Annotated in this window: 11 protein-coding genes; 2 read left to right on the top strand and 9 right to left on the bottom strand. The window is 65.9% G+C overall.

The window, feature by feature from the left end; translation table 11 throughout:
• Positions 1-8 precede the first annotated feature (8 nt).
• The 3 genes from WDM24_RS16690 to WDM24_RS16680 are packed head-to-tail and all read right to left on the bottom strand — an operon-like array spanning position 9 to position 3,699.
• Positions 9-953, bottom strand: a complete 945-nt coding sequence (locus tag WDM24_RS16690) for an ABC transporter permease (RefSeq protein ID WP_338831831.1) — start codon at positions 951-953, stop codon at positions 9-11.
• A gap of 14 nt (positions 954-967) precedes the next feature.
• A complete protein-coding gene (locus tag WDM24_RS16685; protein WP_338699621.1) occupies positions 968-2,539 on the bottom strand; it encodes an ABC transporter substrate-binding protein in 1,572 nt (523 codons plus the stop codon).
• Entirely contained in the window at positions 2,539-3,699 is a 1,161-nt protein-coding gene (locus tag WDM24_RS16680) for a C45 family peptidase (protein ID WP_338831830.1), read from the bottom strand. Before WDM24_RS16680 ends, WDM24_RS16685 begins: the two co-directional genes overlap by 1 nt.
• A gap of 56 nt (positions 3,700-3,755) precedes the next feature.
• Here WDM24_RS16680 and WDM24_RS16675 point away from each other — a divergent pair, with 56 nt between their 5' ends.
• Positions 3,756-4,700 carry a GntR family transcriptional regulator gene (locus WDM24_RS16675; protein ID WP_338831829.1) on the top strand — a complete coding sequence of 315 codons (945 nt, stop codon included), beginning with the start codon at positions 3,756-3,758 and terminating at the stop codon, positions 4,698-4,700.
• Between the two features lie 12 nt (positions 4,701-4,712).
• Positions 4,713-6,062, top strand: coding sequence for an aminotransferase class III-fold pyridoxal phosphate-dependent enzyme (locus tag WDM24_RS16670; RefSeq protein ID WP_338699615.1), 1,350 nt, complete (start codon positions 4,713-4,715; stop codon positions 6,060-6,062).
• A gap of 354 nt (positions 6,063-6,416) precedes the next feature.
• On the opposite strand, the gene WDM24_RS16665 is transcribed toward WDM24_RS16670, so the two are convergent.
• The 6 genes from WDM24_RS16665 to WDM24_RS16640 all read right to left on the bottom strand — a co-directional run bounded on the left by WDM24_RS16665 (position 6,417) and on the right by WDM24_RS16640 (position 13,506).
• Complete coding sequence (locus WDM24_RS16665; RefSeq protein WP_414645756.1) at positions 6,417-7,841, bottom strand: amino acid permease; 1,425 nt, start codon at positions 7,839-7,841, stop codon at positions 6,417-6,419.
• A gap of 168 nt (positions 7,842-8,009) precedes the next feature.
• Positions 8,010-8,315 carry a BA14K family protein gene (locus WDM24_RS16660; RefSeq protein ID WP_338699611.1) on the bottom strand — a complete coding sequence of 102 codons (306 nt, stop codon included), beginning with the start codon at positions 8,313-8,315 and terminating at the stop codon, positions 8,010-8,012.
• Between the two features lie 191 nt (positions 8,316-8,506).
• The gene (locus WDM24_RS16655; RefSeq protein WP_338701273.1) at positions 8,507-9,004 is read right to left on the bottom strand and encodes a cytochrome c; all 498 of its coding nucleotides are present in this window, start codon (positions 9,002-9,004) and stop codon (positions 8,507-8,509) included.
• Between the two features lie 34 nt (positions 9,005-9,038).
• Positions 9,039-10,316, bottom strand: coding sequence for a sulfite dehydrogenase (soxC, locus tag WDM24_RS16650; RefSeq protein WP_338699609.1), 1,278 nt, complete (start codon positions 10,314-10,316; stop codon positions 9,039-9,041).
• A gap of 145 nt (positions 10,317-10,461) precedes the next feature.
• Positions 10,462-11,418 carry a catechol 2,3-dioxygenase gene (locus tag WDM24_RS16645; protein WP_338699607.1) on the bottom strand — a complete coding sequence of 319 codons (957 nt, stop codon included), beginning with the start codon at positions 11,416-11,418 and terminating at the stop codon, positions 10,462-10,464.
• A gap of 195 nt (positions 11,419-11,613) precedes the next feature.
• Positions 11,614-13,506, bottom strand: a complete 1,893-nt coding sequence (locus tag WDM24_RS16640) for a putative bifunctional diguanylate cyclase/phosphodiesterase (RefSeq protein ID WP_414645731.1) — start codon at positions 13,504-13,506, stop codon at positions 11,614-11,616.
• Between the last annotated feature and the right edge of the window lie 9 nt (positions 13,507-13,515).

Below are 13,515 nucleotides of genomic sequence, written 5' to 3'. Positions count from 1 at the left end.
CACCCATTTCATGCCACCGCCACCCTTGGGTCGAACAGCGGATAACAGAGATCGACGATCAAATTGACGACGACATAGATCACCGCCGTGAACAGCAAGCAGCCCTGCACCACCGGATAGTCGCGCGCGAAGATCGAATCGACCAGCAGCCGACCAAGCCCCGGCAGCGTGAACACGGTTTCGATCACGGCGATGCCGCCGAGCAGATGGCCGAGCACCAGCCCGATCAGCGTCCAGGTCGGCGCGAAGGCGTTCGGCAGCACATGGCGGCCGAGCACCAGCCATTCCGGAACGCCCTTGGCGCGCGCATGCGTGACATATTCGAGCCGCAGCACCTCGATCGAGGCCGCACGCGCCATCCGCGTCAGCACGCCGATCTCGACGGCGGTCAGCGTCACGATCGGCAGCACCATGAACATCGTCGCCTGCCAGACATTCTCCGAGAACGGCACGTAGCCGATCACCGGCAGCCATTTCAGCTTCAAACCGAACAGCAAAAGCAGCAGAAGGCCGAGCCAGAAGCTCGGGATCGACAGCAACAGCGTGGCACCGCCGACGATCGCAAGATCAAGTGCGCTGTTCTGCTTCCAGGCCGCGATCAGGCCCGCCACCACCGCGATGCAGGCGGCAAGGCCGACCGCCACCAGCACGATCACGGCCGAGACCTGGAAGCGCTCCAGGATCAGCGGCAGCACCGGAAGATTGTTGGTGATGGAATGACCGAGGTCGCCGGTCGCAAGCTTGCCGAGCCAGTACAGGAATTGCAGCGGCACCGGCTGATCGAGGCCGAGCTGCGCGCGCAATTGCGCGGCCTGCGCCGGATCGGCGTTGTCGCCGAGCATCACCTGAACCGGATCACCCGGGATCAGACGCACCAGCGTGAACACCGCGACCGCCACCAGGAGCAGCGTCGGGATCGTCATGGCCAGCCGTCGTGCGAGGTAGCCCAGCATCGCCGCGATCCCCCCTACTGCACGCTCACGCCCCAGAAGCGCGGTTGCCCGAACAGCCAGCCGGAAAATCCCTTGACGTTGTTGCGCAGGGCGGCGATCTCGGCGCCGTTGAACAGGACGATCATCGGCACATCGTCGATGAAGCGGCGGTGCAGCTCGTCGAACAGAAGCTGGCGTTTCGCCTTGTCGTCGATCATCATCGACTCCTGCAGCATCCGCTGCGCCTCCGGATTGTCCCAGACCTTGCGCGGCTGGGTCGCCTTCGGACCCATCAGCATCTCGAAAGAGAGCGACGGGTCGAGCCGCGGCGAGTAGACGAAGGCCATCGACTGATAATCGCCGCGGTTGTAGCGGTCGAGCTGCGCGGCCCAATCCAGCACCTCGATCTCGATATTGATGCCGGCGGCCTGCGCCATCGCCTGCACCAGCACGGCGGAATCGAACACATAGCTGTAGCGCTTGTTGGCGATCATCCTGATCGGCTGGCCGTGATAGCCGGCCTGCGCCAGCAGCTTCTTGGCCTCGGCGATGTCCTGGGTGTAGCCGTGGGTCTCCACCTCGCCGTAGAACGGGCTTCCGATCGGCAGCGCCGAATTGTTGGCGCGCGCGATGCCCTCCATCACCGCGTCGATGATCTGCGGCGTGTCGAGACTGAGCGCGATCGCCCGCCGGATCCGCACGTCCTTGAGCAGCGGATCGCGGGTCTGGAACAGGATGCCGGTGAGACCGAGCGCGGGCGTGATGCTGAGCTGCACGTCCGGCCGCCCCTTGAGGTCCTCGACATCAGGGATCGCAAGATTGCCGATTGCATCGAGCGAGCCGGACAACAGGCCCGCCTTGGCCGCCGAGCCGTCGGGAACGACGTTGAACCTGATCCGGTCGACTTCCGCGATCTTGGCGCCGGTATAGCCGGTGCGCGGCTCGCTGCGCGCGGCGTAGCCGTCGAAGCGCACCAGATCGACGTACTGGCCGCGCTTCCATTCGCCGAGCTTGAACGGCCCGGTGCCGACAGGCGCGATCCACTTGCCGTCCGCCCCGACCGAGTCGCGATGGATGATGGCGGTCTGCCCGCAATCGGGCCGCGCCAATGTCGACAGGAACAGCGCCGTCGGACGGTCGAGGTTGATCGCGACGGTCTGCGTATCAGGCGTCTCGATGGCCTCGATCCGGGCGATGCCGGTTGCGCTGAACTCGGACAGGCAGCGCCATTGCGTGGCGGGATCGAGCCAGCGTTTCAACGACCACACCACGTCGGCGGCCGTCATGATCGCGCCGTTTTGGAATTTGACGCCCTGGCGCAGATGGAACGTGTAGGTCTTGCCGTCGTTCGAGGTGGTCCAGCTATCCGCCAGCATCGGACCGATCGAGGTATCGTCGCGAAACGCGACCAGGCCCTCGACGATATGCGCCATCACGCCGTCGGTGTTGGCGTCGCGGTTGGTGCCGGGATCGGTGGAGCGGATGTCGGCGTTGAGCCGCGCCCGCAACAGGGTCTCGGCGCCGGCGCGCGACGGCTGCGCCGCGACCACCGCGGCGAGCGCCATCAGGCCGACCATCATCGCACGCGATGGCCGACACAGGTTCATCAGGACGCCCTCGCGATCGCTGATGGCTCCGCCTCATTGCGCGGGCTGGCCGCCACCTCGAGCCGGTAGCTGGTGAACTGCCGGTTCAGCGCCGGCAGCGGCGCGACCTCCATCAGCCCGCTGGCCGGCTCCATCAGGATCATCGCGACCGTGGCGCTGAGATTGTTGCCGAGGTTGCGGCGCGGCGGCCGGCACACCGACCATGGATAGGCGAAATCGTCGAACAGCGCCGACTTCACGGTCTCGAAGCTGATGGCGCCGAGATGCGGCTGCAACAAATCGCGGACCCGGATGTCGCGATAGAGGCTGTCCGGCGTGCTGGCGATGCCGGTGTCCTTGAGCTTGCCGAGCGCGACCGGGCTGACGAAATGGTTGGCATGCACCAGCAGCCCGCGATCGGGATGCACCTGGAAGGTCTCGTCCGGCGCACATTCGAAGTCGATCGCAACACCGTCGCGGTGACTGACAATCATGTTGTTGGCGGCGGATTTCTTGGTGCAATAGACCGTGCGCATCGACAGCGCGACATGCTCGCTCTCCAGCACCTTGCGCCGGATCAGCGCCAGCGGCGCGCCGATTTGACGATAGTCGCGGTCGCACTGCAGATAATTCGCGGTGATGGCGATACCAACCGCGTTGAAGCCGCAGCGGCCGAGCGCGCCGGCCTCGGTGAAGGTCATCAGATCAGGACCATCGTCGCGGCGCACCTTCAGCACGACGGCGGTCTCTGCGCATTCGCGCTTCCAGTCCCAGTTCTGGGCGTGGATCAGCCGCCCCGACGCGCTCGCCTGCGGCAGCACGACGACGCCGGTGCAGCCGTCGGGCTCGTCGGGCGTCTTCAGCCGCGCCCGAACCGAGGGCTCGGCGAGCTTGAGGATCTCGGTGCGGGCATTGAGCAGCACGATATCCTCGAACGGAACGCCGACGCCCTCGGCGATGCCGTGCATCTCCTCGATATAATCAGGCTCGAACGCCTCGATCACCGGAAGATAGTCGCGCACCAGCTCGGCCACGCCGGCGGCGTCGAGCGAAAGCTCCTTGAGTTGGGAGAAGTAGTGCGAGGTGCCCTTGCGGATGCGATCGGCCGCCTGGCGGCCGTACTGCTTGCCACGCTCATGAGGCGGACCGGAAATCTCGATCAGGGGAAAGGGTTCGACCATCGTTTGCGCCAACTTCCTTTTGCGTTTCCACAAAGGCTAATGTATTTTGTGAGTACATGAAACAAAAATCTGCGCCTATTGCGAAGGCAGCCCCGAGCCGCCTGCAGCGCGAACTGTCCGCGGGCATCCTGGAGCTGATCCGGGCGGAAAAACTCGCGCCCGGCACGCGACTTGCCGAGGTGGCGCTGGCGGAGCGGCTGCAGGTTTCACGCACGCCGGTGCGCGCGGCGCTGAAATTATTGGCAGGCCGCCGCCTCGTACGGGTCGGTGCAAGCCGCGGCTACTTCGTGACGGACACGGCACCGCCAGCGCCGAAGACACCAGGCAAGCCCGCGCCAGCAGATACCGACCGGCTGTTCGTTGCGATCGCGCGCGACCGGCGCAGCGGCCGTCTTCCGGTCGACGTCTCCGAGCGCGACCTGATGCAGCGCTACGGCGCGTCGCGTCCGGTGGTGCAGCGGGTGCTGGCCAAGCTTGCAGAGGTCGCGGCGGTGCAGCGCAAGCCCGGGCATGGCTGGCGATTTCAGCCGATCATCGCCGACGCGCAGGCGCGCGCCGAAAGCTATCGCTACCGGATGCTGATCGAGCCGGCCGCCCTGCTGGAGCCGGGCTTTCAGCTCGACCCAGGCTGGGCCGCCGAGATGCGCCGGCGTCATCAGGACGCGACCAGGCAAACCTGGAATGAGACCGCGAGCATCGCCTTCTTCGAGATGAACGCAGCCTTCCACGAAGGACTGGCGGCCGCGTCCGACAACCGCTTCCTGCTGGTCGCCGTGCAGCAGCAGAACCGGCTGCGCAGCTTCGCGAACTACGACTGGACCTTTGGCTATCAGCGCGTGCTGGTGAACTGCCGCGAGCATCTTGCGATCCTCGACCGGCTCGAGGCCGGCGAGCGCGAGGCCGCGGCCGCGCTGATGCGCAGCCATCTCGAAGGCGCCTCAAAGGTCAAACGCGTCACCGACGATCCGGCCAACGGCCGCCGCATCAACAACAGCAAGTAACAGGAGGCCTCCATGCATTCACCGCACGCCGCGGCAACGAACACGCCCCTCACCCGCGAGGCGATGGAGCCGTTCTGGATGCCGATGACGCCCAATCGCCAGTTCAAATCCAACCCGCGGCTGTTCACCGGCGCCGAGGGCATGCACTACATCACGCAGGACGGCCGGCGCATTCTCGACGGCATGGCGGGGCTCTGGTGCGTCAACGCCGGGCACGGCCAGAAGCGGATCGTCGAGGCGATCCAGGCGCAGGCCGCGAAGCTCGATTTCGTGTCCTCGTTCCAGATGAGCCACCCGGCCGCATTCGAGCTCGCCGGACGCATCACCGAGATCACGCCTGAAGGCCTCGACCACGTATTCTTCACCAATTCGGGCTCAGAGTCGGTCGATACCGCGCTCAAGATCGCCCGCGGCTATCACCGCGCCCGCGGCGAAGCCAGCCGCATCCGCTTCATCTCGCGCGCCAAGGCCTATCACGGCATGGGCTGGGGCGGATTGTCGGTGAGCGGCCTCTACCGTCACCGTCGCGATTTCGGCCCGCTGCTGCCCGAGGTCGACCATCTGTCGCTCCCCCATGATCCCGAGCACACCGCATTCTCGCGCGGGCAACCGGCATGGGGCGCGCATTTCGCCGATGAGCTGGACAAGCTCTTGCTGATCCACGATCCCTCGACCGTCGCGGCCGTGATCGTCGAACCCGTGACCGGTTCGGGCGGCGTCTACCCGCCTCCATCAGGCTATCTCGAGCGGCTACGCAAGATCTGCGACCAGCACGGCATCCTGCTGATCTTCGACGAGGTGATCACCGGCTTCGGGCGGCTCGGCGCGCCGTTCGCGGCCAACGCGCTCGGCGTGACGCCTGACCTCATCACCTGCGCCAAGGGCATGACCAATGCCGCCGTGCCGATGGGCGGCGTCATCGTCAGCGACAAAGTCTATTCCGCTTTGATGAACGGACCGGAAAATACCGTCGAGCTGTTCCACGGCTACACCTACTCGGCGCATCCGCTTGCCTGCGCGGCAGGGTTGGCCGCGCTCGACGTCTATCAGGACCTCGGCCTGTTCGACCGCGCCAGGCGCATCGCGCCGGCCTGGGAGGCGGCGGCGCACGCATTGCAGGATGTGCCCCACGTCATCGATGTCAGGAACATCGGCCTGCTGGCTGCGATCGATCTGAAGCCGCGCGACGGCGCGGCCGGCGCGCGCGGCACCGAATGCGCTAGGCGATGCTACGATGACGACGGCATCTTGATCCGCGCCGCCGCCGATACATTGATGATCTCACCGCCCCTGATCATCACCGAGGACCAGATCGAGGCGATCTTCGCAGCGATCCGCCGCGCGCTGCACGCGATCGGCTGAGCCCCGGCCGAACTCGACCGGCCACGGATCGGACGCAACTTGCGCCTCGCTCGCGTGGCCAGTTCGGGCAGTCGGCGAAGCGATGCAAAGCTCGGGCAGATCGTGTCGCGAGAATGCGGATCCACGTCCTCAATGCTCTTTGACAGTGCGCGAGACTTACCCGTCATCCTGAGGTGCGAGCGGAGCGAGCCTCGAAGGATGCACGGCCCGGCTGGTGGCCGTCGATCCTTCGAGGCTCGCCGAAGAGGCTCGCACCTCAGGATGACGGGGCAAGTGCTTTCGCAGGGACGACTATCTCTTCGCGGAAACGGGCTCGCAAAGTCGCGAACAAAGCGAATCCTCGCTGCGGCCAATCTACACCCCACCCCTCGCCCGCAGCCGGCTATGGCGACGACCATAGGCGGCATAGATCAGCAGCCCGATCACGAGCCACACTGCGAGCCTGATCCAGGTGTCGAGCGGCAGGCCGAACATCAGGAACAGCGACGTCCCAGCGGCAGCCGGGGCCACCAGCCAGATCGCCGGCGCCCTGAATGGGCGTGGCAATTCCGGATCGCGCAGCCGCAGCACCAGCGTGCCGATCGAAACCACGGTGAATGCGAACAGCGTGCCGATCGAGACGAGTTCGCCGACCAGCCCGATCGGCAGCAGCCCACCGAGAACAGCGGCGACGGTGCCGGAGAAGATGGTCGAGACATAGGGGGTCCGGAAGCGCGGATGGATCTTGGCGGCAAAGCCCGGCAGCAACCCGTCATGCGCCATGGCACGAAAGATCCGCGGCTGCGCCAGCAGCATGATCAGGATCACCGATGTCAGCCCGAACAGGATGCCGAGCTTGATGAACGGACCGAGCCAGCCGATGCCGGTCAGCACGAAGCCGACCGCGACATAGAGCGCGGCGCAGATCACAAGCGAGCCGAGAATGCCAATCGGCATGTCGCGCTCCGGCGTCTTCGCCTCCTGCGCCGCAGTCGAGACCGCGTCGAAGCCGATATAGGCGAAGAACACCACCGCCGCGCCGCGGATCACACCGGACCAGCCGAATGCGCCAGGGCCGGCATTCGGCGGGATCAGCGCGCCGTCCGGATTGCCCGCCGTCACCCAGTTCGCCAGCGACACCGAGGATGCGGCGGTCGCGAGAAACAACGCGATCACGACGAGCTTCACCACCACGACGAAGCCGGTGAAGCGCGCGGACTCGCGAATGCCGACCACCAGCAGCGCGGTGACGAAGGCGATGATCGCCATCGCCGGGATGTTGATGACCGCGCCGGTCGCCGACCACGCACCGCTGTTGACGTCGTAGGCGAGCGGCGCCGAGGTGAATTGCTGCGGCAGGTTGATGCCGAAATCGCGCATGAAGCTGACGAAATAGCCGGACCATCCGACCGAGACCGCGATCGCACCGACCGCGTATTCGAGGATCAGGTCCCAGCCGATGATCCAGGCGATCAGTTCGCCGAGCGTCGCGTAAGCATAGGTGTACGCGCTGCCGCAGATCGGCACGGTCGACGACATCTCCGCATAGCACAGGCCGGCGAACGCGCAGGCGACGGCGCCAAGCATGAAGGAGAGCGTGACCGCGGGACCGGCATTGGCGGCGGCCGCGTGGCCCGTCAGCACGAAGATGCCGGCGCCGATGATGCCGCCGATGCCGAGCGTGACCAGCTGCAGCGCCGAGAGCGAGCGCTTGAAGATCGGCGTCTCGGCGTCGCCGTCCGCGCGCGCCGCCTCGCGCAACAGGTCCGAGGTCGACTTTCGGTCCCAGAAACCGGCCAGGGTGTCGGTCACGTCAGGTGCCTCCGCCGCTCGGGTCCGGCGGACCCGACACGATCGGCAGACTATAACGCGCCCGACCCGCAGTCGTTCGGGCGCCAGGCGACAGCCGGCGCGCTTATCCACCGCCAAGAACGACGGCCAAGAACTACGCCAAGCGTGTGCGGGGCCTTATTGGCAGGGATGGCGGCGGCCGTCCCGGCCAAGGAAGGTGCCGGACGCAGGGTCGAACGAACGGTAGCGGGCGCAGGAGGCGGACGGCGCCGCCGGTATCGCTCCATAGGCGTTGGCCGGGTTGCCGCCCTGTTGCGCCGCCAGCTGAGCCTCGCCCCACGGCGTCAGGGCGCCGCCGTTGATCGCGCTACGCCCAGGATTCTGCGCGTCGAAAAGTGCCGGCTCCGACATCTGGGCCAAGACCGGCGTGAACGTCATTCCCACCAGCAGCACAGCGGCTGCAACGGCCTTGAGTCCGGCCATACGATCTCTCCGATGCATCGATTGAAAATAGTCCAAGAGACTGTGCAAGGACGGCAGCGCCGTCCCTGTGCCCGCGATCGATGTGGTGACGACCACCGTCCGGGCACAGGGACCAGCAAGTCACGATGCCGCGAGGCAGCCGTCTGCGCGGCACGCCAACCGCGGTTCGCGAGGGACGTCCGCCCCGCGCTTCAGCGGTTATGCACGTCAGGCCGCGGGTCGGAGACGAACCCGTCGCGGTTCGGCATCTTGACGGCGGCGAGCGATTTCGCGTCGAGCACGGCGTTAGCGGGGACGACGCCGTTGAGGCTGAGGATGTAGGCGGACACCGCGTAGACGTCCTCATTGCTCAGCGACTGCGGCGCGTTCTGCGGCATCGCGCGGCGGATGTAGTCGAACAAGGTCGAGGCATAGGGCCAATAGCTGCCGACCGTGCGGATCGGCTTGGGGCTCGCCAGCGTGCCCTGCCCGCCGACCAGGCGATCGCCGACGCCGCCCTGCCCGTTGTCGCCATGGCAGGCCGCGCATTGCTCGCTGAACACGATGCGGCCGCGCTCGACGCTGCCGCTGCCTGGCGGCAACGCCGCGCCGTCGCGGCCGATATCGATGTTCCAGCCGGCGATCTCCGCCGGCGTCGCCGCCCGGCCGATGCCGTAGCGCTCCTCGGCATGCGCGGCGATGCCGAACATCGCGATCGCGCTCACCCAAGCGGCGACCTTTACATTACGCCTGGCCATTGCTCACCTCGCCATTTGCAGCGATGCGCCAGGGCCAGATCGCGTTGTTGTGGTAGAAGGAGTTGAGACCACGCACCGCAACCAATTCGGCCAACGTCGGCTGCGCGTAGCCGGTCTCATCGATGGCGCGGCTTTGGATCACCGCGGGGCTGCCGTCCCAGTGCCAGGGCAGCCGGAAGCGCGTGAGCGCGCGCGTCAGCACCGGCTCCTGGAGTTCGGCCTGCTGCCAACTCTTGCCCTCGTCGAGCGAGACCTCCACGCTTTTGATCTTGCCGTGACCGCTCCAGGCAAGCCCGGTGATCTCGTGAAAGCCTTGCGTGGTCAGCTTCTGGCCGCCGGACGGCCGCGTGATGATCGATTTGGCTTCCATATAGAAGGTGAATTCGCGCGACGTGCCGTCCGGCATCGGGTCGGTGTATTTCGAGGTCTCCTCACGCGAATAAGCCGGCTCGGCGACCACCTTGAGCCGGCGCAACCATTTCACGTTCATGTTGCCTTCGAAGCCGGGCAGCAACAGCCGCAACGGATAGCCCTGCTGCGGGCGCAGTCGCTCGCCGTTCTGGCTGTAGACCAGCATGGCGTCGTCGAGGCATTTCTCGATCGGGATCGAGCGCGTCAATGCGGCCGCGTCGGCGCCTTCAGCCACGATCCATTTGGCGCCGGCCTGCAGCCCCGCTTCGTCGAGCACCGTCTTGAGCGGCACGCCGGTCCATTCCGCGCAGCTCACGAGGCCGACAAGGTCAGAGGCCGTCTTGCCGTAGGGCTTGGTGTAGACCGGATTGCCGGAGCATTCGATGAAGTGGATGCGCGACTGCGACGGAAAGCGGCGGATGTCCTCCATCGTGAACAGCAGCGGGCGGTCGACCATACCGTGCAGCATCAGCCGGTGCTCGGCCGGATCGATCGTCGGCACGCCGCCATGGTGGCGTTCGTAGAACAGGCCGTTCGGCGTGATGATGCCGTCGAGCTCCTGCAACGGCGTGCGGCCCGAGGCGGAGATATATTGCGGCAGCGTCTTCGAGATGTTCTTGACGACGCCCTTCTCGTGAACCGACGGCGTGCCATAGGGCTGGCTTCCCATCGCCTCGCCGGGCGCTTTCATCCATTCCGGCACATTGGGCGGAAGATTATTCCCCTGTTCGGCAAGCGCGGTAGAACCGGCAACTCCCGCCATCGCGGAGCCACCGGCCAGTGCTGCACCCGCCTGAAGGAATTGCCTGCGAGACGCCTCTCGCGCGCGCTTGTCCGTCGTGTGTTCGCTCATCGACGTTTTCCTCTGACGTTACGAGGTGCAGCCTAACACCAAACGGCCGAGGCGAGGCAAGGCTGCAATGCGCAGTGCTGCATTCCGCAATGAGATGCACTGTGCCAAGCGTGCCGATTGCGCGGCGGCCGGGCGAACGCGCGCTCTAATCTTTCACCGGTGGTGTGCCGTGGGTGTGGAACGACTCGATCGTCTTCAACCCCCACGCCTGTCCCTTCTTGCGCTCCTCCTCGGTCCACACGATCGGCTTCCAGTCCGGCGCGAGGATCAGGCGCGCTCCGGCGTTGGCGACTTCGACGCGGTTGCCGCCGGGTTCATAGACATAGAGGAAGAAGGTCTGCTGGATCGCGTGCTTGTGCGGCCCGGTCTCGATATGCACGCCGTGTTCGAGGAAGATGTCGGCAGCGCGCAGGATCTCCTCGCGGCTGTCGAGCGCGTAGGTGACATGGTGGAACCGGCCGCGCTTGCCGTAGTGGTCGCGCGTGTAGGCGAAGTCGTAGCTCTTGTTCGACATCGTCATCCACATCGCGGCTTCGGTGCCGTCGTTGAGCACGATCTGCTCGGTGGTGCGGCATCCCAGGTAGTTCTCGAAGAACAGGCGGTTGGCCTTGATATCGACCGCAAGACAATTGAGATGGTCGAGCCGTCGGACATTGACGCCGCGCGCCGGAAAGCGCTGCGCCTGGTTCTTCAACGCGGGCTTCAGCTCGGCCGGCGCCTCGTACCACTCGGTCTCGTAATAGATCTCGATGACGTGGCCGTCGGGATCGCGGCAGCGGAACGCCGGTCCCTGCCCCATGTCGCCATCGATCCAGCCGATATCGAAGCCCGAGCCTTTCAGCGCGGCGACGCGGCGCTCCAACGCCTGCGGACTGCGGGCCCGCAGCGCCATGTGCTCCATCCCCGAATTGTTCGACGCGGTGAGCTTCAGCGAATAGCGCTCATAGTCATCCCAGCCGCGCAGATAGACCGACTCGCCGTTGCGGCCGCTGACCGTCATGCCCATCACGTCGACGAAGAATTTCAGGCTCTCGTCTGGCTTCGGCGTCAGCAGCTCCATGTGCCCGAGATGAGCGAGATCGAAGATCGGTTCCGGCTGCATGGGGCGGTCTCCTTCCGCGACGGCCGGATCGACGTCTTTTCGCTCGGGCGGGCGGCGGCGCGTCGATTTGTACTAGTGTACAAAGGATTAGGTCTCGTCAACAAATTATTCGGCGTGCATATCGACGCGATGGCCGGCGCCCGCGCGGCAGTCCGCGGCCGGAATCACACCAGTGAAAGCGATCGAGGCCGGCGGTCAGGCGACCGAAACGGCCTTCTCGCGATGCGACGACAGCAGCTTGCGGACGTCAGCGGCCGGCACCGGCCGGCTGAACAGATAGCCCTGCATCTCGGTGCAGCCGAGGATGCGCAGCATGTTGCGCTGCTGCTCGGTCTCGACGCCCTCCGCGGTCGTGGTCATGTCGCTGGCGGCGGCAATGTTCACGACGGCCTGGACGATCGTGGACGACGCGCCGGCCCCGGCGAGATCCTTGATGAACGCACGATCGATCTTGATCTTGTCGAAGGGGAAGCGCTGCAGGTAGCTCAGCGACGAATAGCCGGTGCCGAAATCGTCGAGCGCGATGCGGACGCCGAGCTCACGCAGCTGATGCAGGATATCGAGCGCGGCCTCGTCGTCGCGGATCAGCACGGCCTCGGTGATTTCGAGTTCGAGCCGCGAGGGCGCGAGCCCGGACGCCGCCAGCGCGGCGGCGACGTTCAGCGCCAGCGTCTGGCTCTTGAACTGGATCGGAGACACGTTGACGGCGACGTGGATATGTTCCGGCCAGTTCACCGCTTCCCGGCACGCGGTGTTGAGCACCCAGTGGCCAATGTCGTTGATCAGACCGGTATCCTCGGCGACCGGGATGAAATCCGCCGGCGAGATCATGCCGCGTTCGGGATGACGCCAGCGCAGCAGCGCCTCGCAGCAGCTGACCCGGCTGTCCTCGAGATGGAGCAGCGGCTGATAATGCAGCTCGAAGTTGCCGTCGGCGATCGCCTGGCGCAGCTCGAGCTCAAGACTGCGCCGCGCCTTGGCGCGCGCATCCATGCCGGTCTCGAAGAACCGGTAGGTGCGGCGGCCGTCGCTCTTCGCGCCATAGAGCGCGAGGTCGGCGTTGCGCAGCAATTGATCGAGGTCGAGGCCATCGGCGGGCGCGACCGCGATGCCGATGCTCGCATCGGTGGTGATCAGATGCCCGCTGCAGTCGACCGGCTGGCGGATCGCCTGATAGATGGCGGCCAGCAGCTGCATGGTCTGGGTCTGGTCGCGGATGGCGGTCTGGATGACGGCAAACTCGTCGCCGCCGAGCCGCGCCGCGACATCGCCCTCCGCGAGACAGGAACGCAGGCGATCGGCGATCGCCCTGAGCAGTTCGTCGCCGATCTGATGGCCGAGCGCGTCGTTGACGCTCTTGAACTCGTCGACGTCGATGTACATGACCGCGAGCTGCTCGTCGGGCCGGAGCGCTTTCAGCGCCCGCTCCAGGCGCTCGCGGAACAGCACACGGTTCGGCAGATCGGTCAGCGCATCATAATGCGCCATGTAGGCGATCCTGTTCTCGGTGCGCGTGCGCTCCGTGACATCCTCGATGGTCGCCACCCAACCGCCTTCCGGCAGCGGCTTGTTGACGATCTCGATCGCGCGCCCGCCCGGCGCGCGCGTGAGCTGACGCGTGGCCCGGCCAAGCTTCACGTTGCCGATGATGGTATCGCAGAAATCCTCGACGTCGCCATCGAACGAGCCGGTCTCCTGACGGTGCGCGATCAGCCGCTGCATGGTGCAGCCCGGCTTCGCGATATCGGGCGAGAGCCCGAACATCTCGATATAGGGACGGTTGCAGATGATGATGCGCGCCGACGCATCGTAGAGCACGAGCCCCTGCGGAATGTTGTTCACGGCGGTCGTGAGATTGCGCCGTTCCGCGGCGAGCCGGTCGTCCGAGACCTGGTGCCGCTTCAGCAACAGGAAGACGATCACGGCCATGATCGCAAATGCCGCCATCAACAGGCCTTCGCGCTCGCTCCACTGCGCGGTCGCGCTTCCGAGCAGGCTGCCCACGAGCATGCCGGCACAGAACGCCAGCCCCTTGGTCGAGCCGTCGTCGACATTCCCTGACGATGAATTGCGGTGTTCGATGCGCACGCTGATCTC

The organism is Bradyrhizobium sp. 27S5 (assembly GCF_037217225.1).
Lineage (GTDB): Bacteria > Pseudomonadota > Alphaproteobacteria > Rhizobiales > Xanthobacteraceae > Bradyrhizobium > Bradyrhizobium septentrionale.
The sequence above is the reverse complement of the archived record's forward strand: the minus strand, read 5'-3'. Positions and strand labels throughout refer to the sequence as shown.